Genomic DNA, 22,277 nt, shown 5'->3' on the forward strand with positions numbered 1-22,277 from the left:
GGTTGCGTAGAGAACCTCCGAGTGGTTTACCCACTCCACCACAATCGTGGAGTCAGAATGTATGATTTCCACATGCCTAAGACCCGTGAACCTGCTCCGCATTTGCCAGTGGCACGGGTCTTACCCCTTTTGGGTATCGCTCACCTAGACCGCCCTTTTGAGTACCTCATTGATTCGGCGCAAGATGCACTAGCACAGCCAGGAGTGCGGGTGCGAGTCCGCTTTGGGGGGCGCTTAGTCGATGCCTTGCTGCTTGAGCGGACTTCGGACCAAGAACACCAGGGACAACTCAAATGGCTGGAACGAGTAATCTCTCCGGAAAAGGTCTTCACCCCAGAGATGCGGGAGCTTGTCGACGCCCTAGCTGTCCGTTATGCAGCGGTTACTTCGGATCTTATCCGCGCTGCTCTTCCCTCACGTCATGCAAAGGCCGAAGAATCAGATACGGCTCAGCCGTGGGAAGACTTTGGCGAGGTAGAAGAGCCAGACTTATCTGCATGGGCTACATACGTGCACGGTCAGTCTTTTGTGGATGCGATAATTTCTGGCAAAACTGCCCGTGCAGCGTGGCAAATTACTCCAGGGGATGATTGGTCAGCCGCCATGGCAGCATTAGCAGCTAAAGTGGCCAAGGATGGCGGTGGGGTGCTCATCGTGGTCCCTGACCAACGTGACATAGATAAGATGGAGCAGGCGCTACGCAACCACGTTTCCGCGAAACACATCACTGTGCTCACATCTGCACTCGGCCCACAGGCTCGGTATCGCAGGTTTTTGAGCATCCTCCATGGTCAAGGCCGGTTGGTAGTAGGAACTCGTAGCGCGGCTTTCGCGCCGGTGGCCAACCTTGCACTGGCGATCATAAAAGATGACGGGGACGAGAATCTTTCTGATCCTAGAGCTCCGTACGTTCATGCTCGCGAAGTTTTGACCACGCGGGTAAGCCAACAACAGTGTTCACTGCTGATAGCAGGTCACTCGCGCACCGCAGAAACCCAGTTGTTGGTCGAGTCTGGATGGGCGCATGATCTTGTGGCTTCTCGTGACAGAATTCGCGCCCAGATGCCAAGGGTTCGTGCTGTTGCTGATTCCAATAGCGCATTGGAACGTGACTCTTTGGCGTTTTCCGCACGTATGTCCTCTGCCGCGTTTAAAGCATTACGAGCAGGGCTTCAGCGCGAAGAACCAGTGCTAATTCAAGTACCTCGCAAAGGATACGTTCCCACGCTTTCCTGTGGAACGTGCCGTTCTCCTGCCAGGTGCAGGCATTGCAATGGGCCGTTGGAGCTGCCTTCCGGGTCAGAGATGAATGGGATGACCTCTTTACCCACGTGTCGTTGGTGTGGACGTCCTGATTCGCACTATCACTGCCCACAATGTGGTTCAAACAAATTGCGTGCCGTCGTGCTGGGCGCTGAGCGAACTGCTGAAGAAATAGGTAGGGCCTTTCCCGGAGTAAAAGTGATTACCTCTGGTGGTCAAAGGGTCATCGACCGGGTACCTAGTGAACCCGCTTTGGTTGTGTCCACCCCCGGTGCTGAGCCAGAAGTTATAGCGGGGCGCTACGGTGCTGCTGTGTTTTTGGATGCCTGGGCTTTGATCGGCCGACAGGATCTTCGGGCAGGAGAAGATACGCTCGCTAAGTGGGCGGCTGCAGCAACGTTGGTAGCCCCGCATGATGCGGGCGGGGAAGTCATCATTGCGGCGGATGCTAGTTTGCCGCAGGTTCAAGCACTTATCCGGTGGGATATGGTCGGTGCTGCCCATCGAGAACTGTTGGAGCGACGAGAAGTACACTTCCCACCTGCGGCGCATATGGCGGCTATCGACGGAGCACGCACTGCGTTGGACGCTTTTCTTTCGTTTACTGATTTGCCGCCTCACGCTGAGATTTTAGGGCCCGTTGATTTGCCCCCGGGAAGTAAACTTCCTGGTGAATATGATGAACGTGAGTATGGGCCGCCCCAACGAATCTTGATTAGGACCCCACTGGCTGGGCGTAACCAATTAGGCCAAGTCTTACGCGCTGGGCTGATTGAACGTGGGGCGCGTAAGGAAGAACTGCCGCTTCGCATTAAGGTAGATCCCATTAAGGTGGGATAAAGCTTACGCAGCCCTGCTACCTTAAATAAAAGGATGCTGGCGAGCGTCGACAAGCTTCATCGCGACGTGGCGCAGCTAGCAGGCAAAATTTTATGTGAACCTATGAACTTAAAAAGGAACTGTATTCTCTTGACCATTCGTGACATCAGATTTTTTGGCGATCCGGTCCTTACTACACGCGCAGATGAAGTAACCGTCTTTGACAAGAGTTTAGAAAACTTGGTCAACGATATGCTTGAAACAATGGACGCGGCGGGTGGCGTAGGGCTTGCCGCCAACCAAGTGGGAGTGACCAAGAGAGTATTTGTTTACGATTGCTCGCATATAGAAGACGGGCTGCGTGGGCACATCATCAATCCGGTATGGGAGCCTATTGGGGAGGACACTCAATTAGGGCCGGAAGGATGTTTGTCGATCCCTGATATTCAGGAAGACACAGTTCGTTTTGAGACAGTGAAAGTCACAGGTCAAGACGTGTCCGGAAAAACCTTTTCCATGGTGGCCTCCGGTTTGATGTCACGCTGCATTCAGCATGAGACGGACCATCTCGACGGGATTTTGTTCCTTAAGCGGCTTGATAAAGAGCACCGTAAAGATGCAATGGCGACCATCAGACAGTCTGAGTGGTTCAACGCTTAGCCGGGACAATCAGTCGGATCAGCATACCCAAGAAGGATAAAATGCGTCTTATATTTGCGGGCACTCCAGAACCCGCAGTCGTTGCTCTGGAAAAATTACTCGCCAGTGATCACGAGGTGATCGCGGTTCTCACTCGCCCTGACGCGCCCAAAGGACGGGGGAGAACTCTCCAGCCTTCCCCCGTTTCTGCGCTCGCGCAACAACACGGTATAGAAATACTCACCCCAACCAGCATCAAGCCTGGCACCCCTGACGGGGAAGCCTTCCGTACTCGGTTGGAAGAGCTCTCCCCGGATTGTATCCCCGTGGTTGCCTATGGCAATTTGATCACGCAAGATCTGCTCGACGCAGTACCTCATGGGTGGGTTAACCTTCATTTTTCCCTACTTCCTGCGTGGCGTGGAGCAGCGCCAGTGCAATCAGCCATTCGCAATGGAGACACCATCACCGGTGCTACAACATTCCGCATAGACCAAGGGCTAGACACCGGTGACATCCTGGATACGTTGGAAGAACCCATCAACCCCACAGACACCGCAGATGATCTGCTCACCCGTCTGGCCTATGTCGGCGCTGACTTGTTGGTAAAAACGATGGACGACCTGGCAGCGGGGAAGGCAGAACCACGATCACAGGTCGGAGAACCCTCATACGCCCACAAAATTCTTACCGACGATGCACAAGTACAGTGGGACGCCCCCGGTGCAGATATCGACCGGCTCATCCGATCAGTCACTCCTGGCCCCGGTGCTTGGACAACACTAGATGGACAACGCTTTAAACTTGGCCCCGTGACGTACGTACCCGCAGAGGAATGCTCGATGGTGGCAGGGGAACTCATGATCGAGAAAAATCGAGTTCTGGTAGGCACAAATCATGGCTGCGTGAAGCTAGACATGATCCAGCCTCAGGGTAAGAAACGAATGCAGGCATCGGATTGGGCTCGTGGTCTACACAACAAGGAAGGACTGAGGTTCGAATGAGCCAAGGAGGATTCAGATCTCGATCGCGATCTGCAGGAAAAACTAATCCTGCTAGGACTGCAGGCAGGGATCCAGAAACGCAACGCACATACGGGCAAAAAAAGCGATCGCAGGGCAACCGCAGATCCGTCGATCGTGCCCGGGAAAACCGTGAACCACAAGGCGGATTCCGGAAACTATCCGGAGTGGACACCGCGCGAAGCGTCGCTTTTCATGTTCTCCACTGCGTAAGCTCAGAGAACGCCTTTGCCAACCTCACCCTGCCCAAACTTCTGAACAAAGCCAACGTGCACGGCAGAGACGCCGCCTTTGCCACTGAACTAACTTACGGAACATTACGCACACTAGGCGTGCTCGATGCGCTAATCGCGGAGTGCTCATCACGGGGACTCGATACGATTCATCCCGAACTATTGGATGCGTTGCGCCTTGGCGCTTATCAGCTGATGTACATGCGAGTGGAACCCCACGCAGCCGTAGACACAACAGTCCGTATCGTGGAAGCCCTAGGCCACGATAAAGCCAAAGGATTCGCTAACGGAATCTTGCGCACCATTTCTCGGAGCACACCCGCAGAATGGATGGATCGACTCGCTCCACAGGGAGAAGTCGCAAACATCGCGTTCCGTACCGCGCATCCCGAATGGATAGCACACAGCTTCTCGCGCGTCGTGGGACTCTCCAACCTGGAAGAAACACTTCGTGCAGACTCAGATCGCCCGATCGTGCACCTGGTGGCCCGCCCCGGCGAGATCAGTGCATTGGAACTATCCCTCATCACCGGTGGGGAACAAGGCAAATACTCGCCTTATGCCGTCTACCTTGAAAGCGGCGATCCCGGCGAACTAGAACCCGTTCAACAACAACTAGCAGCCGTACAAGATGAAGGAAGCCAACTCATCGCACGAGCCCTAGTAGAAGCACCCGTTGATGGCACTGACACTGGTCGATGGCTAGACCTATGCGCAGGACCAGGAGGCAAAGCAGCACTGCTCGGCGCACTCGCGCGTATCGACGTCGCCCACGTAGACGCCATAGAGGTCTCCGAGCACCGCGCACGCCTGATAGAAAAGACCGTTGCCGGCCTACCCGTTCGAGTAAAAGTCGCCGACGGACGCAACCCAGGACTCAGCAGTGAGTACGACCGCGTCCTCGTCGACGCTCCCTGCTCAGGACTTGGGGCCCTGCGCCGTCGCCCCGATGCCCGCTGGCGTAAACAAGAATCAGACATTACTGAGCTTGTCCCGCTCCAAAAGGAACTCCTGACCTCTGCATGCACACTCGTCCGCCCTGGCGGCGTCGTAGTGTACTCAACTTGTTCACCAGATCTACGCGAGACCCGCGACATCGTTGATCACGCACTATCTCATCTAGGAATGGTGGAAGAAGACGCAGCAGCATTGATACCCGAGATGTCCCACACTGGAGAATATAAATCCTTTCAAATGTGGCCGCATCAGCATGGAACCGATGCCATGTTCTTTGCCGTACTGAAAAAACCAAGCGCATAAATCCATCGCTCACATCTGGACTGGCCGCCCCCAATAACGCTTCTCGTTTCTTGCTGTTTAGGTCGCGGCTAAGATACTGAGTTATGACTACAGAAGCGCGCCAACCCATTATCGCTCCGTCGATCCTTTCCGCTGACTTTTCCAAGTTAGGGGAAGAGATCGCAGAGGTGTCACACGCCGATTGGATCCATGTGGACATTATGGACGGCCATTTTGTCCCCAATCTCTCTTTTGGTGCTGACATCACCAAGGCCGCCCATAAATCGACGGAACAACCCCTTGACGTTCACCTTATGATCGAGGAACCCGAGAAATGGGTCGATGACTACATCGAGGCCGGCGCTAGCTGCGTGATCTTCCATGTAGAAGCCACCTCGAACCCCAGCGCACTGGCACAGCACATCAGAGAACGAGGCGTTCGCGCCGGGTTTTCTTTGCGCCCTGGCACGGCTATTGAGCCGTACCTTCCGCACCTGGAGGAGTTTGATCAGGTTCTGGTGATGAGCGTGGAACCTGGGTTCGGTGGGCAAAAATTTATGCCTGATCAGCTTGAGAAAGTTCGGACGTTGCGTCAAGAGATCGATACACGAAAGCTAGACGTCATTATCGAGATCGACGGAGGAATTTCCGCAGAGACCATAGCGCATGCCGCTGAAGCCGGCTGCGATGCCTTTGTGGCTGGTTCGGCGGTGTATAAGCACAGCGATCGCAATGCGGCGATTGATGAGCTTAGAGAATTGGCGCAGCGTGCACGATAACAAGAAAATTGGCTTGCCCTTTGGACTTAACGGTCAAGGAGTGGGCCTTTTTAGTGAGCATAGAGATTTAACCACCTATGGTCTTTCTGCGTCAGTCCTGGCTGGTTTATATGCAGCTGTTGAACAAGGAGAATTCGCCCAAGGATCGACGAGCCCTAACCCACCGGTAGGTGCGGCCGTGGTGTCTCCGCAGGGAGACATCGCTGGGGTCGGATATACCCAACCAGTAGGTGGACCACATGCTGAGGTCATGGCGCTTCGAGCTGCAGGCACTGCTGCTCGCGGTGCCACGATTGTGGTGACGCTGGAACCTTGTCATCACCAGGGAAGGACTGGACCTTGTACCCAAGCGCTTCTTGATGCAGGAATCGCTGAGGTTGTCTACTGCCTTAAAGATCCAGGCGGAAAAGAAGGCGGTGGACACGAGTTTTTGCAGAAAAATGGAGTCCGCGTTAGCTTTTTGGATTTGCCTATTCGAGCCCTACGCCCCTGGCTTCAGTCTCAGCGCTTACAACGTCCCTATGTAGTGGGAAAATCAGCTCATACAATAGACGGGTTTATTGCGGCAGCTGATGGCACCTCGCAATGGATTACTGGTGAAGCAGCACGCAGTTATGCAACTCACCAGCGGCAATTTTTTGACGCAATTGTCGTAGGAACTGGAACTGCCTTGGCAGATAACCCGAGGCTTACCGCGAGAGATCCCAAAGGGGAGGAGCACTTGTGCCAACCTCTTCGCGTTGTGGTCGGCTCGCAGAGCCTACCGGAGAATGCACACCTCAATGATCCGACTGTCTTGAAGTTTTTGGATCTGGATGAGGCTCTGCACAATCTGTGGGACAGAGGATGTCGATATGTGCTTTTAGAAGGAGGCGCAGGGCTTATTACCTCAGCGTTTGAGAGAGGCGTTATTAATGAATTCCATGATTATTCCGCACCTCTATTCCTAGGGGCGGGTAGGAACGCTCTTGCTCGCAGCATTTCTCCCACTCTGAGTACTGCCACGCACATGCATACGCAACGAGTGGAGCTGCTGGGCGAGGACGTCCTGCGGGTCTTAGTAAGGCAGCACTAGCGTTAGATCCCCAGGGAACAGGTGCCTTCGCAGAGCCGTGTGGTTGGCGGCTTTTCTTGCGGGGGCGCTAGTTCAGAATGCGTGGGACGTCGATAAGCATTTTCGTAGTACAACAATCGTGGGCAAGAGAATCGATAAGGAAAATATGTTTAGCGGAATAGTAGAAGAAGTCGGTACCGTGGCAGCCTTGGAAGAGCTATCGGATTCTGTTGTTCTTTCCATTGCAGCGCATAAGGTGCTTGAGGGCACGTCGTTGGGGGACTCCATCGCTGTGAACGGGGTGTGTTTGACCGTTACTGATATCCAAAAAGGGTTTTTTAGCGCGGATGTCATGCAGGAATCACTCGTACGTTCGTCTTTAGGGGAGCTCAAGGTAGGTGCACCGGTTAATCTAGAACGCGCATTACGTGCAGATGGGCGTCTCGACGGTCATATTGTCCAAGGTCATGTGGACGGCACTGCAGAGCTGATAGCACGAGAGCAATCAGAACATTGGACTGTTCTGCGGTTTACCTTGCCTGAAAAGTTGTCTCGCTATGTAGTGGAAAAAGGTTCGATTTCTGTGGACGGAACCTCTCTCACCGTCTCTGGTCTGGGAGAAACCGAGGGCAATCATTGGTTTGAGGTATCCCTTATCCCTACTACTTTACAAGCAACAACACATGGGCAGCGTCAGTTGGGTGACCGTGTGAACCTCGAAGTAGACGTATTAGCCAAATACGTGGAACGGATGCTGAGAGCGCAAGCGGTTCCCCCGACGAGCATCGTGAATCTGGACGCGCGCTAGAGTTATCATCGTGACTATCCATATCGACATACCTGGTCAGTCAGCTCACGATGACACTGGACACCCTGATCGCGTCCGCCTCGACTCCGTGGACACTGCGATTGCGGATATTGCTGCGGGGAAAGCCGTTATCGTTGTTGATAACGAGGATCGTGAAAACGAAGGCGACATTATTTTCGCCGCGGAAAAAGCAACGCCTGAGCTTGTGGCGTTCATGGTCCGATATTCTTCGGGGTATATCTGTGCGTCTTTGACAGGTGAAGATTGTGACAGGCTAGCGCTTCCTCCGATGGTTGCCCATAACCAAGATGCCCGAGGAACTGCATATACGGTAACAGTGGATGCCAACACGGGTTCCACTGGAATTTCCGCTACCAGCAGGGCGCATACCATCCAAACATTGGCGGATCCCGTTTCAACCCCGGGCGATTTTACTCGTCCAGGGCATGCGGTTCCTCTACGGGCCTTGCCCGGTGGTGTCCTCGAAAGGCCTGGACATACAGAAGCAGCTGTTGACTTAGCTCGGTTAGCTGGATTACGGCCGGCGGGCGTGTTGTGTGAAGTGGTAAGCGAGGACGATCCCACCGACATGGCCCGGGGGCCTGAACTGCGTCGATTTGCAAATAAACACGGCCTAGCCCTGATCTCCATTGATCAAATGATCGAGTGGCGCACAAAGCATGACCCAGTGAAACCCTATGAGGGGCCGGCGGCCGTGGACACGCAGGTTGCTACGCCAATAGCTGAACGGGTGGCATCCACCCGACTGCCCACAGACTTCGGATTTTTCACGGCTGTGGGATACCGGGCACTGTCTGATGGAGTGGAGCACGTGGCGCTCGTGGTCGGTGATATTGCTGATAATGACGGAACAGATGTCCTTGTTCGTGTCCACTCGGAGTGCTTGACTGGAGATGTATTTGGATCCAGGCGTTGTGACTGCGGGCAACAGCTCCATGCATCGATGGCAATGGTTCAGGAAGAAGGACGCGGCGTGGTGCTGTATCTGCGGGGCCAAGAGGGCCGCGGGATCGGCTTGGCTGAGAAACTACGGGCATATCATCTCCAAGATGGTGGGGTAGATACCGTAGACGCGAACCTTGCATTGGGTTTGCCCGCAGACGCCCGTGATTATGGCATAGCTGCTTTTATCCTGCGTGACTTGGGTGTGCAGTCAGCTAACTTGTTGAGCAATAATCCCAGCAAGCATGAGGGCTTGACTCGCTATGGCTTGGAGGTATCTGGTCGGACGCCAGTGGAAGTTTCAGTGAATGAAGATAACCTTCGCTATTTGACCACAAAGCGGGATCGGATGCGCCATGATCTGCCATGGATCGAAACATACGTGAGCGAGCACGAGTAACAGGAGGCTTTATGAGTAAAGATGGACTACCAGATATCACGCATGTCGACGCTACAGGCTTGACTATCGGCATCGTGACATCGACGTGGAATGAAGAAATCTGCCAGAGATTGCACTCAGAAGCGATCGCCGCGGCACAGCGGTGCCATGCGCAGGTGATTGAGCGCCGGGTGATAGGGGCATTAGAACTTCCGATAGTGGCGCAACGTTTGGCTAAGCTTTGCGACGCCGTCGTAGCATCAGGATGCGTCATCCGCGGTGGAACGCCCCATTTTGACTATGTCTGTGATTCCGTAACCCAAGGGCTTACCCGGATTGCTCTTGATGAACAGACTCCCATCGGCAATGGTGTGCTGACTACAGAGACTGAAGCTCAAGCTAGAGATAGAGCCGGATTTGAAGGCTCTGTAGAAAACAAGGGCGCAGAGGCTACAGTGGCGGCTCTCCATACAGCGGTGGTGCTTCGTTCTTTAGACGGTGCCTAGAACTGCCACGGGAGTATGGTAGAGCGATAAGGTAAAATTTTTCTAAATATGGTGAAAAGAAACAGCTGAGCAGCCAACGAGTGTGTAGCTGGCTACGCAACCGAGTAGGATGTTCAGCGATTCGTGTAAAGCAGGTAAAGGTGCCGTATTACCTGCCTCGCTGATCAGTGAAGACAACGTTGAGAAGGTCGTGGAGAACGTACAGTGGACGCACAGTCGGAAGAAAATGTGAAACTGGGTAGCCCGAGCTCCGAGGCACGGTCTGGGCGTCTCACTGAGGCGGAGATTCACCAGTACGTCGCGCAAGATGCGCCGCTGACTACGACTAAACCTTGGGAACAGGTTGTCACTTCCCGCAAGCTAAAAATATGGGCTTGGGTAAGTGCCGCTGTTGTTCTTGGCCTCCACATTTTTTTGGCAATCGTCGTTGCAATCGGGGATACCGGTACGACTGTCACGCTGATTGACCAGTGGGGCTATCTCCTCGTCGGAGTCGTTTTTGCTGGGCTATTTTTCCTCGCTTTATCTCGCCCCCGGGTTCGGGTCAATGAAGATGGCGTCGATGTGCGTAACTTCATCGGGTCCCGGTTTTATCCGTGGGTTTTGGTGTACGGTCTTAACTTTCCAGAGGGAAGTCGCATGGCGCGACTTGAGCTTCCTGATTTTGAATACGTTCCATTGTGGGCTTTCCAATCCGCAGACGGTCTTGCCGGGCTGCAAGCCGTAGAACGCTTCCGGGCACTTGAAGCAAACTATATGCCGGAGGATTAAGGCGAATCGTGGCTGATCCTTCAACGTATCGTCCTGCCCCTGGTTCCATCCCTACGGACCCAGGGGTCTATAAATTTCGGGATTCCCATGGCAGGGTAGTGTACGTGGGAAAAGCGAAGAATCTTCGCTCACGCTTATCCAATTATTTTCAGGATTTATCTGTACTACATCCGCGTACCCGCCAGATGGTGACCACCGCATCGTCCGTGGAATGGACTGTGGTGGGCAGCGAAGTGGAAGCGCTGCAACTGGAATATACATGGATTAAGAAATTCGATCCTCGCTTCAACGTGAAGTATCGCGATGATAAAACCTATCCGGTGCTTGCCGTTTCTGTGGAGGAAAGATTCCCTCGCGCATTCTTCTACCGTGGTCCACAACGCAAAGGTATCCGCTATTTTGGCCCGTACTCCCATGCCTGGGCGGTGCGAGAAACCTTGGACCTATTAACGCGAGTATTCCCTGTCCGGACGTGTTCAAAAGGAGTCTTTAACCGGCACGAGTCTCTGGGACGTCCCTGTCTCTTGGGCTATATCGATAAGTGCTCCGCCCCTTGCATCGGCAGAGTGACTGAACAAGAGCATCGCGATATTGTCAACGGATTTTGTTCATTCATGGCGGGGAAAACGGATGCAGTGGTGGCTTCTCTTAACTCACAGATGCTTACAGCTGCCGAGGAGTTGGATTTTGAGCGCGCCGCTCGGCTGCGGGACGATCTTCAAGCTGTACAGAAAATCACGGAACAGCAGGCTGTGGTGTTGGGTGATGGGACCGACGCTGACGTTATAGCGATGAGTGCAGATGACCTGGAAGCTTCCATTCAGCTTTTCCACGTTCGTGCGGGTCGAGTCAAAGGGCAGCGCGGGTGGATCGTAGAGCGCACAGATAATTCGGAAGAGGAGCTTCAAGAACTTTTACAGGCTTTTCTTATTCGTTTCTATTCAGATGCGGTGCAGCTGGAGGAAGAAACCAGTAAAGAAGAGGCGAATGTTGTACGGCGTGGGGTGGATCAGTTCTCATACGTCGATGAGCATTTAAGCTCCTATCAGTTACGAGGAAGCATGGTACCCAAGGAGGTACTTGTAGAAATTGCGCCCTTGGACATGGAGCACACCAAAGCAGCTCTTTCGCACTTGCGTGGGAGTGCAGTAGACCTACGGGTACCGGCCCGTGGCGATAAACGGGCGCTCACGGAGACCGTCCATGCGAATGCGATGGAAGCCTTGCGCCAGCATAAGCTCAAACGCGTTGGTGACCTTACTGCACGTTCGGCGGCACTGCAGGAACTGCAGGAAGCGTTATTTTTGGAGGAAGCACCGCTACGGATTGAGTGCATTGATATTTCCCATATTCAGGGAACAGACGTCGTCGCCTCTCTTGTTGTTTTTGAAGACGGTTTGCCCAAGAAATCCGATTACCGAAGGTACAAAATCAAGGATGCCGCGGGAGATGGGCATTCAAATGATGTGGCCTCCATTGCAGAAGTTGTGCGCCGGCGGTTTATTCGGCATCACAAGGATAAGCTCGTTGTTCCGGAGGCTGAAGAATTTGATGGCTATACGTTCTCAGATGAAACGGTGGAGCACAGTAAACGCTTTGCTTATCCGCCGCAATTATTCATCGTTGATGGTGGCGCGCCGCAGGTAGCGGCCGCTGATGAGGTCTTTGAAGAACTAGGCGTGAACGACGTTGCATTGGTAGGCATTGCGAAACGCTTGGAAGAGCTGTGGGTGGCTCAGGACGATGAGCCAGTCATTCTTCCGCGTAATTCGCAGGCGATGTATCTCATCCAACAAATACGAGACGAGGCGCACAGGTTTGCCATTACGTTCCATCGCCAGCAACGCTCTAAGAGGATGCGTGCCTCTGCGTTGGACGAGATCAAAGGCCTCGGTCAGACACGACGAAGCGAACTGGTCAAACATTTTGGATCGGTGAAAAAGCTGAAGGCTGCATCCGTGGAAGAGATAGCTGCGGTCAAGGGATTTGGCCCGCGATTAGCACAGAACGTGTTTGATGCTCTGCACACTGAATGACTTTTGGTTCAACCAGAATCGGCGCAATTCTTTCGGCTGCTGATCAAACTGGGACAACGTAGAAGGTATCTCGCTACACTGGCCTTTGTGAATGTAAATGTTAAAACTGATAAAGAACCACAGATGAAGATTCCTCCCGTTGTTATTACGGGGCTTTCCGGCGCGGGACTGAGCTCCGCTGCCCGCGTGCTAGAGGACATGGGCTGGTATGTTGCCCAGAATGTTCCGTCACAGCTGGTCGTTGAGTTTGTACAGCTATGTGCTGACCCGCATTCGCCAGTAGACAAAGTCGCTTTTGTTTCAGATGTTCGTTCGCGTGAGTTCAGCGGCAGCCTTGAACAAGTGATTACGGATCTCTCCGAGCTCGGCTTAAACCCGCTTGTGCTTTTCATGGATGCGCGTGACGACGTGCTCATTAAGCGCTTTGACAATTTGCGTCGTACGCATCCTCTGCAAGGAAGTGGCACGCTGTCCATTGGCATTGAGCGCGAGCGCGAAATCATGAATGAGATTAAAGAATCTGCTGATTTAGTCATTGATACTTCGGATTTATCTGTGCATGACCTGCGGCGTTCCATTGAGCTGAATTTTGCAGGCATTGCTACAAAGATTCAACACGTCACGGTGCAATCTTTTGGATTCAAACATGGATCGCCGCGCGACACGGATGTGCTTGTCGACGTCCGCTTCCTCCCGAATCCCTTCTGGATTCCCGAACTCCGCCCATTCCGTGGTGTGGATAAGCCGGTATCCGACTACGTCCTTGCTGATGAGGGCGCAAAAAAATTCTTGGACAACTTCATCACCATGCTTTTGGACATGCAGCCAGGTTTTAAGCACGAGGGAAAGAACTTTATTACTGTTTCCATCGGCTGCACAGGCGGACACCATCGTTCGGTTGCCATCGCGGAAGAAATTGGTCGTAGGCTACGGGAAGTACCGGAGCTAGACGTGAGCGTGTCACATCGAGACATTCAGCGAGGATAGGCGAGGCGAGTATGGCATCTCAGAAAGTATCTGACTCTCTCTCCGCAACAGATGGCAAGGGGCTCAAAGTAGCAAGCCTTGGTGGCGGACACGGGTTGTTTCAGACATTAAGGGCTGTGAGGCTGCTTGAGCCCTCTGCCATCGATGCAATCGTGACCGTTGCAGACGACGGAGGTTCCTCTGGCCGCATTCGTCGAGAACTAGGTCAAGTTCCTCCGGGCGATCTAAGAATGGCGCTTGCCGCTCTGGCTCCTTTCGACGAAGAAGGGCATGTGTGGGAACAAACACTCCAACACCGGTTTGGCGGACACGGTGCCTTAGCTGGGCATGCGGTGGGAAACTTACTGATCGCGGGGCTTTTTGCCACGCTGGGATGTGAGATCAAGGCATTAGATGTCGTCGCAAAGCTTATTCGTGCTGAGGGGCGCGTCCTACCGGTGTGCGCGGAAGCCCTTGATATCGCGGCAGAGGTTTCCGGGCTCGACGAGGACCCTCGCATAATGCGTGAGGTCCGGGGACAGGTAGCTGTGGCATCTACCCCGGGGGCGGTTCGTCGTGTGCGCCTCATTCCCGAGCGCCCACGTGCCACAGAAGAAGCGATAGTAGCAATTAAGCAGGCAGATGTGGTCACTCTAGGGCCCGGATCATGGTTCTCTAGCGTAATACCGCATCTTCTTACTGACGGTGTTCCTGAAGCGCTAGAGGAAACGCAGGCCGTGCGAGTGATAGTCCTCAATCTCACCGCAGAGCCAGGGGAGACCGCAGGGTTTAGTGCTGAGCGCCATCTGCATATCCTTGCTCAACATGCGCAAAGTTTGCGAGCGGATGTTGTGGTGGTGGACTCTCAGATGCTTCCTAATAGTGCAGATCGCAAGCACTTGGAACGCGCTGCCCAAGCACTCGGTGCACGCGTTGCTTTTCATGATCTCAGTGAGATCGATGAACGCGGACGGGTTATCCACCGGCATGATCCAGAAAAATTGGCACGTGCATTGCGCTTGGAAGTAAGCAGAGAAAGAGTGATGGGTAGGCCGTCGTAGGCTTAGTGCACCTGTGCTCTACTGCTCGATAGAAACAGGCTAAGCTAGCATTTTGTTTCCTTAACTGCTTTTTAACTGCTTTGCGGACAAGATTTGACTCACTAAAAAGGATGGAGAATCCGTGCCCAACCTTTCAGACCAGGCTAAAGAAGAACTCATCAAAGTATCGGTGCCTCGGCAATCAGCTCGTATCGCTGAGCTGGCAGCCGTGATCCGCTTTGCAGGGGCTATCGACGCTGTGGCTGGGCGAGTTGTCGTGGATATTGAGTTAGGCGAGGAGGCGCCGGCCCAAAGAATTGCTGCTGAGATTAAAGACCTATTTGGTGTGGAATCGCAGGTGCTTGATTTGGGTCCTCTGAATAGCAGCAGGAAGGCGCCGCGGCAGGTTGTTCGAGTAGCAGACAATGCCGATAACCTCATTCGTAGAGTGGGGTTGGTTACGCGAAGTGGGCATCAGGTTCGAGGCCTTCCTCCACATATCATTGCCGGATCTATTGCGGACTCAGAAGCCGCATGGCGAGGAGCCTTCCTAGCGGCTGGAAGCCTATCCGATCCCGGTAGAACGTCCGGTTTGGAAGTGGCCTGCCCCTGTCAGGAGGCCTCTTTGGCATTGGTGGGATGTGCGCGTCGTCTCGGTTTATCGGCAAAAACCAAAGAGACCCGTGGCGTGGAAAAAGTGGTGATTCGCGACGGAGACGCCGTGGGGGCTTTGTTATCGCGCATGGGAGCGCATGCTACGAGACTGCTATGGGATCAAAAGCGGCAACGCAGGGAGTCTCGCCCCGTAGGAAATCGGCTGGCAAATTTTGACGATGCAAATCTCCGACGTTCCGCGCGGGCTGCTGTTGCTGCTGCCGCTCGTGTAGAACGTGCCATGGCGATTCTTGGAGATGATGTTCCTGATCACCTTGCACAGGCCGGGCAACTTAGAGTGCAGCATCGCCAAGCTTCTCTAGAGGAGCTTGGTCGGCTGGCTGACCCTCAGATGACCAAGGATGCGGTCGCTGGACGCATACGCCGACTGCTCTCTATGGCCGATAAACGCGCGGAAGAACTTGGTATGCCGGACACTTCGGTGGCAGTTACAGACGATCTCCTTGATGAGGTTTAGCGCATCTAGACACTAAAACTTCCCATTATGATACTAATCACAATGGGAAGTTTTTCCCTTTTCTGTCTCAACAAACTGCGGTAAATGTTTGTGGACTATACCCCTCCGGTTAGGGGGTATTCTCCCAGCTCTGTATGGATACAAACGGGCAAGATCGCAACAGAAACAACATTTCGCCCTGTGTTGCCCCCTGTAAAGGTGGGGCAGGGTTGCTAAAAATAGCGATCGAGGTGAGTGAAAACATCTGCGAGTTTCCGATTGTGTCGGTACACTATGAAATTGAGGTTGTAACGGGCATCAAAGTGGAAATTTTCGGACACATTCGGAAAAGAACACACAGCTCTTCTTCCAAACACGATCACTCTATTGTGAGGAGATAAAACAGTGACGATTCGCGTAGGAATCAACGGCTTTGGCCGCATCGGACATAACTTCTACCGTGCTCTGACCGAGCGTGGTGCTGACGTTGAGGTCGTAGCTATCAATGACCTTACGGACAACCACACGCTTTCCCACCTTCTTAAATACGACTCTATCTTGGGTCGCTTGGGCAAGGATGTTACCTACGACGATGAGTCCATCACGGTTGATGGCCACCGCATCATCGTCACTGCAGAGCGCGATCCTAAGGATCTGAAGTGGGGCGAGTGGGGCGTAGACATCGTTATTGAGTCCACAGGTTTCTTCACCGATGCTCACGCCGCTCAGGCACACATCGAGGCTGGAGCAAAGAAAGTTATCATTTCCGCTCCTGCAAAGAACGAAGACGCCACCTTCGTTGTCGGTGTTAACCACACTGACTACGACCCGGCCAATCACCACATCATTTCTAACGCTTCTTGCACCACCAACTGCTTGGCACCTATGGCCAAGGTCTTGGATGAGAAGTTCGGTATCGAGAACGGCCTGATGACCACCGTTCACGCTTACACCGGCGATCAGCGTCTCCACGATGCTCCACACCGTGATCTGCGTCGTGCGCGTGCTGCTGCACAGAACATTGTTCCGACGTCCACGGGCGCTGCAAAGGCTGTTGCACTGGTTCTTCCTCAGCTGAAGGGCAAGCTCGATGGTTACGCACTTCGAGTTCCTGTGATCACCGGGTCCGCAACCGACTTGACCTTCTACGCTTCCAAGGAAGTTTCCGTTGAGGCAGTCAACGCTGCGATCAAGGAAGCTGCTGAGGGTGAGCTCAAGGGTGTTCTTGCTTACACCGAGGACCCAATCGTCTCCACCGACATCGTGACCGATCCTCACGCATCGATCTTCGACTCTGGCCTGACCAAGGTTATTGGCAACCAGGTCAAGGTTGTTTCGTGGTACGACAACGAGTGGGGTTACTCTAACCAGCTCGTTACCCTGACCGAGTATGTCGGCGAGTGTCTCTAAGCTTTCGATATAGAGCCAACTATGGCTCGTCTAACCCTGTAGCCCGGGGTGTGCCTCCCCGTGGTGCACCCCGGGCTATTTTGGGAGCATTATGCTTTGGTAGCGTGCCTATACGAGGGCTGCTTTATCCAAATGCAGCACTGCAGCACAAACGACGAAACGGAAGAATCAATGACTGTAAAGACCTTGAAAGACCTGATGGCTGAAGGCGTGGAAGGACGGCACGTTCTCGTACGCTCGGATTTCAACGTTCCGCTTAACGACGCACGCGAGATCACAGATGCCGGGCGTATCACCGCATCACTGCCTACCATTAAGACGCTGGTCGATGGCGGCGCTCGCGTGATCTTGATGGCGCACCTCGGACGTCCTAAAGGTGAAGTGAATGAGAAGTTCTCCCTCGCTCCAGTAGCAGAAGCCCTATCAGAAGCTTTGGGACAATATGTAGCTCTGGCTGCTGACGTTGTTGGTGAAGACGCTCATGAGCGTGCTAATGGCCTTAACGACGGCGACGTGCTCCTGTTGGAAAACGTTCGTTTTGATCCTCGGGAAACCTCCAAAGACGAGGCCGAGCGCGGAGAGTTCGCAGATCGGCTTGTTGCACTAGCAGCAGAAAACGGCGCATTTGTCTCGGATGGATTCGGCGTGGTTCACCGAGCACAGGCATCAGTCTACGATGTTGCCAAGCGTCTTCCTCATTACGCAGGCACGTTGGTGGAGAAAGAAATCACTGTGCTGCAGAAAGCAGTGGAGTCCCCAGGACGTCCTTACGTTGTGGTACTTGGTGGCGCCAAGGTCTCCGACAAGCTTGGTGTTATTGAAGCCCTTGCTGCTAAGGCAGACAAGCTCATCATCGGTGGCGGAATGTGCTACACGTTCCTCGCTGCGCAGGGTATCAACGTGCAGAAGTCGCTTTTGCAGGAAGACCAGATCGAGAACTGCCAGCGTTTGTTGGAAGAACACGGAGAGAAGCTCGTTCTTCCAGTGGACCTCATCGCAGCAGACACGTTTGCAGCAGATGCAGAGAAAACTGTGGTGGCTCTCGACGGAATCCCAGAGGGCTGGCAGTCACTTGACGTAGGACCTGAGACTGTAAAGCGCTATGCAGAGGTGCTGTCTACTGCTAAGACCATCTTCTGGAATGGCCCGACGGGTGTCTTTGAGTTCCCTGCATTCGCCGCAGGAACTCAAGGCGTTGCGGAATCCATCATTGAGGCGACCGCTCACGGCGCATTCTCCGTTGTAGGCGGCGGCGACTCTGCTGCTGCAGTGCGCCTACTGGGACTTGATGAGGACGGCTTTAGCCATATCTCTACTGGTGGTGGAGCGTCTCTAGAATTCCTGGAAGGCAAAGAATTACCTGGCGTTGCAGTCTTGGAAAGCTAGTTCTACGTCTTTTTAACGCTTGATGTGGTGCAGTGCAGCTCAACTAAAAGCCCGTAGCCTGCACCACTAGTTTTCTAGCGGGTCAACACTGATTTTGTAATAGAAAGGGAACCTTTCCAATGGAACGTACGCCGCTCATCGCTGGTAACTGGAAGATGAATTTAGACCACATGAAAGCTGTGGCAACAGTTCAGAAGCTAGCATTCGCGCTTCCTAAGGAGTATTACGAGAAAGTCGACGTCGCAGTCACCGTGCCTTTTACAGATCTGCGTTCTGTCCAGACTGTGGTTGATGGCGATAAGCTTCGGATCACCTATGGTGCTCAAGACGTATCAGAGCACGAATCCGGTGCTTATACCGGCGAGATCTCTGCCGATATGCTTGCCAAGCTCGGTTGCACATGGGTTGTGGTTGGTCACTCGGAACGTCGTGAATACCATGGCGAGTCATCGAAGCTTGTTGCTGCGAAGGCTAAGGCAGCGCTGGGCAAAGGCATAAGCCCGATCGTTTGTGTCGGTGAGCCTCTGGAGATCCGGGAAGCCGGCACTCACGTAGATTTTGTTGTGGAACAAACCCGTGAATCGCTTGCAGGCCTGACTGAAGAGGAGCTTGCTAAGACCGTTATCGCGTATGAGCCAGTGTGGGCAATCGGTACTGGCAAGGTCGCTTCTGCCGCTGATGCTCAAGAGGTGTGTAAAGCAATCCGTGGTTTGGTTCAAGAACTTGCCAATGAGGAAATCGCCGCAGGAATTCGTATCCTTTACGGCGGTTCTGTAAAAGAGGAAACGGTCGCAGAGATAGTCGGACAGCCCGACGTAGATGGCGGCCTTGTCGGCGGTGCTTCCCTTGATGGCGAGGCATTTGCCAAACTTGCTGCCAACGCAGCGACCGGTCTTTAAAAAGCGGCCTTGAAAAATAAGTAGTGAGCCTTTAGCGGCCCACCTTATGAAAGAAAGCACCGTCATCATGTAGTGGCGGTGCTTTTGCACTGTATAACGTGAGGAGCTTGAGCTTCATGCCTGTAAAAGCTACATCTGCAGGTCCACTATCCGAACAGCTTGTTGAGGATATACGCTTTCTAGGCGCTCTTTTGGGGGAGGTGATCAAGGAACAAGAGGGGACAGCCGCCTTTGATCGAGTTGAGGCAGCGCGACAGCTGGCTTTTAAAATCTCGCGCAAAGACGCACAAGTTGAAGACTTAGTGTCATTGCTCAAAGACATTTCAGCAGCAGACGCTATTCCGATCATTAGGGCGTTTAGCCATTTTGCGCTGCTAGCAAACATGGTGGAGGACCTGCACGATGAACTGGGTAGACTCCGGCGACAAGAAGCTGGTGAACAGGATCCAGATTCCACTTTGGGCGCGACTTGGAAAAAGCTTGCTCAGGCTGGAGTAACAAGCGAAGAAGTATCCGGTTTGCTGAAGAACTTTCAAGTTGCTCCGGTTCTTACTGCTCACCCTACGGAAACCCGTAGACGTACGATTTTTGATGCGCAAGAACATATGACGGCTTTGCTCAAAGAACGTCATGCGATCCTTAGCACAGATCCAAATGCGCTGACAGCTGCACGGCTGGAAGAGAATACTCGTCGGATTCGCCGGTGGCTGACTCTCATCTGGCAGACCGCGCTTATCAGAGTTGCCCGCCCTAGGATCGAGGACGAGGTAGAGGTTGGGCTGCGATACTATAAGCTCTCCTTGCTTACTGCGATTCCTGAGATCAATAAGCAAGTGGCGGATCATATTCAGCGAGAATATGGCGTTAGCTCCGACGACGCTCTGCGCTCCCTATTAATTAAACCGGGAAGCTGGATCGGCGGCGATCATGACGGTAACCCGTATGTCACTGCGGAAACTCTGCACTATGCAACGACGCGCGCTGCCGAGACCGTATTAAAGTTTTATGTACGCGAACTGCATCAGCTTGAACATGAGTTATCACTGTCGGATAGGTTGACTGATGTGAGCCCGGCTCTGCGCGAGCTTGCTGATTTAGGGCATAACGACGTGCCATCGCGGGTTGATGAGCCTTATCGTCGCGCTGTCCACGGTGTGCGTGGCAGGGTACTTGCGACGCTAGCCTCTCGGATTGGCACAGAAGCGGTAGAAGGCTCGTGGTATACCCGCCATGCTGCTTATTCTGACCCAGATGAGCTTGCGGCAGATTTGAATGTCATTGATGCTTCCCTGCGGAGAACGCACGATGAACTCATCGCAGATGATCGCTTACTGCGTATCAGAACAGCCGTATCAAGTTTTGGTTTCCATCTCTACTCGATGGATTTACGCCAAAATTCTGAAAGCTATGAGGACGTGCTTACCGAGCTCTTTGAACGAGCCCACGTAACCAAGCACTATCGCGAATTGGATGAGAGCGAAAAGATCCGCGTTTTGACCGCTGAGCTATCATCACCACGACCCCTCATACCGCGCGATGGCGGGCCATATAGCGAGGTAACCCAGCGGGAGCTCGACATTATTGCTGAGGCAAAGCGTGCAGTGGATGCCTTTGGCACAATGATGCTCCCGCATTCCATTATTTCGATGGCGGAATCTGCGAGCGATATTCTCGAGCCGATGGTCCTACTGAAAGAATTCGGATTAATCCGCATTCAGGAAGGGCAACTCACCGGACACATTGATGTCATACCTCTTTTTGAAACAATCGATGATTTGCAAAATGGTGCAAAGATTCTTCAAGATCTCTGGCAGATACCGTTGTATCGCAGTTATTTGGAGCAACGGGACAACCTCCAGGAGGTCATGCTCGGCTATTCCGATTCCAATAAGGATGGTGGCTACCTCGCCGCAAACTGGGCGCTATATGCTGCAGAAACTGACCTAGTAAGTATGTGTAAACAGCACGGCGTAGCGTTGAGGCTTTTCCACGGCCGCGGTGGAACTGTGGGCCGCGGTGGTGGGCCCTCTTATGACGCAATCCTTGCTCAGCCGCACGGTGCGGTGCAGGGCAGCGTGCGCGTTACGGAGCAAGGCGAGATCATTTCGGCAAAATATGGTTCGGTGGGCGCAGCTCGTCGTAACCTGGAAGCCTTGGCCTCAGCCACGCTGGAAGCATCGCTGCTCACAATCGATCAGGTAGAAGAGCAATATCCCGGGGCGTATGAGATTATGGGCGAAATCTCGCGCTTGAGCCAGCAAAAGTATTCGAGGCTTGCTCATGAAGACCCTGGATTTATTGAGTACTTCACATCCTCGACTCCTTTGGAAGAGATAGGCGACCTCAACATCGGCTCGCGTCCTTCATCGCGAAAACAGACCAAAAGCATCGACGATTTACGTGCAATCCCATGGGTGCTTAGCTGGTCACAGTCCCGTGTCATGCTTCCTGGCTGGTACGGAGTAGGCAGTGCTTTGCATGAGTGGGTAGAAAAAGGCTGCGTGCGCACAGCGGAACTCTCAGTAGATGAGCGCCTTGCTATCTTGCAGGAACTTAATGCTTCCTGGCCGTTCTTCTCTTCTGTGTTATCCAATATGGCGCAGGTGATGAGCAAAGCTGAGATGCAACTCGCCAAGCTCTATTCGGGATTAGTAGCGGATCAGGAAGCTGCAAACAGGATATTTGCTGACATCTCTGCAGAATTCGATCTCACTAAGACGATGTTCCTCAAGATCACCGGTTTCTCCGGGCTTCTCGACGACAACCCGATGCTTGCACGATCAGTTCGCTCGCGCTATCCGTATCTGTTGCCACTTAATACACTGCAACTTGAAATGCTGCGTAGGTATCGCGAGGGCGATACTGACCCAAAGGTGGTGCATGGTATTCGTTTGGCCATGAACGGCTTGGCTACCGCGCTGAGAAATTCTGGTTAGCTCTTAGCGATTGAAAGT

The 22,277-nt window shown here is 53.4% G+C and carries 18 protein-coding genes; all 18 read left to right on the forward strand.

The window, feature by feature from the left end:
- Positions 1 to 57: 57 nt before the first annotated feature.
- Positions 58 to 2,103: a primosomal protein N' gene (locus ET810_RS03235; RefSeq protein ID WP_087454038.1), complete on the forward strand. Its 2,046-nt coding sequence runs from the start codon at positions 58 to 60 to the stop codon at positions 2,101 to 2,103.
- Between the two features lie 129 nt (positions 2,104 to 2,232).
- A complete protein-coding gene (gene def, locus ET810_RS03240) occupies positions 2,233 to 2,742 on the forward strand; it encodes a peptide deformylase (protein ID WP_087454037.1) in 510 nt (169 codons plus the stop codon).
- Between the two features lie 41 nt (positions 2,743 to 2,783).
- Positions 2,784 to 3,725: a methionyl-tRNA formyltransferase gene (gene fmt, locus ET810_RS03245; RefSeq protein ID WP_087454036.1), complete on the forward strand. Its 942-nt coding sequence runs from the start codon at positions 2,784 to 2,786 to the stop codon at positions 3,723 to 3,725.
- On the forward strand, positions 3,722 to 5,236 hold the full coding sequence (locus ET810_RS03250; RefSeq protein ID WP_087454035.1) for an RsmB/NOP family class I SAM-dependent RNA methyltransferase: 1,515 nt from the start codon (positions 3,722 to 3,724) through the stop codon (positions 5,234 to 5,236). Before fmt ends, ET810_RS03250 begins: the two co-directional genes overlap by 4 nt.
- Before the next feature lie 83 nt (positions 5,237 to 5,319).
- Entirely contained in the window at positions 5,320 to 5,994 is a 675-nt protein-coding gene (gene rpe / locus ET810_RS03255) for a ribulose-phosphate 3-epimerase (RefSeq protein ID WP_087454034.1), read from the forward strand.
- Positions 5,995 to 6,007: 13 nt separating this feature from the next.
- Positions 6,008 to 7,069, forward strand: a complete 1,062-nt coding sequence (gene ribD, locus ET810_RS03260) for a bifunctional diaminohydroxyphosphoribosylaminopyrimidine deaminase/5-amino-6-(5-phosphoribosylamino)uracil reductase RibD (RefSeq protein ID WP_134315986.1) — start codon at positions 6,008 to 6,010, stop codon at positions 7,067 to 7,069.
- A gap of 145 nt (positions 7,070 to 7,214) precedes the next feature.
- On the forward strand, positions 7,215 to 7,856 hold the full coding sequence (locus ET810_RS03265) for a riboflavin synthase (protein WP_087454033.1): 642 nt from the start codon (positions 7,215 to 7,217) through the stop codon (positions 7,854 to 7,856).
- Between the two features lie 16 nt (positions 7,857 to 7,872).
- Positions 7,873 to 9,219 (forward strand): bifunctional 3,4-dihydroxy-2-butanone-4-phosphate synthase/GTP cyclohydrolase II, encoded by a 1,347-nt coding sequence (locus tag ET810_RS03270; RefSeq protein WP_404825527.1) that lies wholly within the window; start codon positions 7,873 to 7,875, stop codon positions 9,217 to 9,219.
- A gap of 11 nt (positions 9,220 to 9,230) precedes the next feature.
- Positions 9,231 to 9,704 carry a 6,7-dimethyl-8-ribityllumazine synthase gene (gene ribH, locus ET810_RS03275; protein WP_087454031.1) on the forward strand — a complete coding sequence of 158 codons (474 nt, stop codon included), beginning with the start codon at positions 9,231 to 9,233 and terminating at the stop codon, positions 9,702 to 9,704.
- Positions 9,705 to 9,908: 204 nt separating this feature from the next.
- Complete coding sequence (locus tag ET810_RS03280) at positions 9,909 to 10,475, forward strand: PH domain-containing protein (protein ID WP_087454030.1); 567 nt, start codon at positions 9,909 to 9,911, stop codon at positions 10,473 to 10,475.
- 8 nt (positions 10,476 to 10,483) lie between these two features.
- On the forward strand, positions 10,484 to 12,511 hold the full coding sequence (gene uvrC / locus ET810_RS03285) for an excinuclease ABC subunit UvrC (protein ID WP_087454029.1): 2,028 nt from the start codon (positions 10,484 to 10,486) through the stop codon (positions 12,509 to 12,511).
- Between the two features lie 123 nt (positions 12,512 to 12,634).
- Positions 12,635 to 13,498: an RNase adapter RapZ gene (gene rapZ, locus ET810_RS03290; protein WP_216605323.1), complete on the forward strand. Its 864-nt coding sequence runs from the start codon at positions 12,635 to 12,637 to the stop codon at positions 13,496 to 13,498.
- An 11-nt stretch (positions 13,499 to 13,509) separates the two neighbouring features.
- Complete coding sequence (locus tag ET810_RS03295; protein ID WP_087454027.1) at positions 13,510 to 14,538, forward strand: gluconeogenesis factor YvcK family protein; 1,029 nt, start codon at positions 13,510 to 13,512, stop codon at positions 14,536 to 14,538.
- 121 nt (positions 14,539 to 14,659) lie between these two features.
- The gene (whiA, locus tag ET810_RS03300; RefSeq protein ID WP_087454026.1) at positions 14,660 to 15,649 is read left to right on the forward strand and encodes a DNA-binding protein WhiA; all 990 of its coding nucleotides are present in this window, start codon (positions 14,660 to 14,662) and stop codon (positions 15,647 to 15,649) included.
- Positions 15,650 to 16,033: 384 nt separating this feature from the next.
- Positions 16,034 to 17,038, forward strand: a complete 1,005-nt coding sequence (gene gap, locus ET810_RS03305; protein ID WP_087454025.1) for a type I glyceraldehyde-3-phosphate dehydrogenase — start codon at positions 16,034 to 16,036, stop codon at positions 17,036 to 17,038.
- Between the two features lie 171 nt (positions 17,039 to 17,209).
- Positions 17,210 to 18,424, forward strand: coding sequence for a phosphoglycerate kinase (locus ET810_RS03310; RefSeq protein ID WP_087454024.1), 1,215 nt, complete (start codon positions 17,210 to 17,212; stop codon positions 18,422 to 18,424).
- A 119-nt stretch (positions 18,425 to 18,543) separates the two neighbouring features.
- Complete coding sequence (tpiA, locus tag ET810_RS03315; RefSeq protein WP_087454023.1) at positions 18,544 to 19,323, forward strand: triose-phosphate isomerase; 780 nt, start codon at positions 18,544 to 18,546, stop codon at positions 19,321 to 19,323.
- Positions 19,324 to 19,439: 116 nt separating this feature from the next.
- Positions 19,440 to 22,259, forward strand: a complete 2,820-nt coding sequence (gene ppc, locus ET810_RS03320; RefSeq protein ID WP_087454022.1) for a phosphoenolpyruvate carboxylase — start codon at positions 19,440 to 19,442, stop codon at positions 22,257 to 22,259.
- Positions 22,260 to 22,277 lie beyond the last annotated feature (18 nt).

It is taken from the genome of Corynebacterium silvaticum (assembly GCF_004382825.2).
In the GTDB taxonomy this organism is placed as follows: domain Bacteria; phylum Actinomycetota; class Actinomycetes; order Mycobacteriales; family Mycobacteriaceae; genus Corynebacterium; species Corynebacterium silvaticum.

Coding starts and splice junctions, on each gene's coding strand:
- ET810_RS03235 (WP_087454038.1), top strand. CDS start 58: ATGTATGATTTCCACATGCCTAAGACCCGTGAACCTGCTCCGCATTTG.
- fmt (WP_087454036.1), top strand. CDS start 2,784: ATGCGTCTTATATTTGCGGGCACTCCAGAACCCGCAGTCGTTGCTCTG.
- ET810_RS03250 (WP_087454035.1), top strand. CDS start 3,722: ATGAGCCAAGGAGGATTCAGATCTCGATCGCGATCTGCAGGAAAAACT.
- rpe (WP_087454034.1), top strand. CDS start 5,320: ATGACTACAGAAGCGCGCCAACCCATTATCGCTCCGTCGATCCTTTCC.
- ET810_RS03265 (WP_087454033.1), top strand. CDS start 7,215: ATGTTTAGCGGAATAGTAGAAGAAGTCGGTACCGTGGCAGCCTTGGAA.
- ribH (WP_087454031.1), top strand. CDS start 9,231: ATGAGTAAAGATGGACTACCAGATATCACGCATGTCGACGCTACAGGC.
- rapZ (WP_216605323.1), top strand. CDS start 12,635: ATGAAGATTCCTCCCGTTGTTATTACGGGGCTTTCCGGCGCGGGACTG.
- ET810_RS03295 (WP_087454027.1), top strand. CDS start 13,510: ATGGCATCTCAGAAAGTATCTGACTCTCTCTCCGCAACAGATGGCAAG.
- ET810_RS03310 (WP_087454024.1), top strand. CDS start 17,210: ATGACTGTAAAGACCTTGAAAGACCTGATGGCTGAAGGCGTGGAAGGA.
- tpiA (WP_087454023.1), top strand. CDS start 18,544: ATGGAACGTACGCCGCTCATCGCTGGTAACTGGAAGATGAATTTAGAC.
- ppc (WP_087454022.1), top strand. CDS start 19,440: ATGCCTGTAAAAGCTACATCTGCAGGTCCACTATCCGAACAGCTTGTT.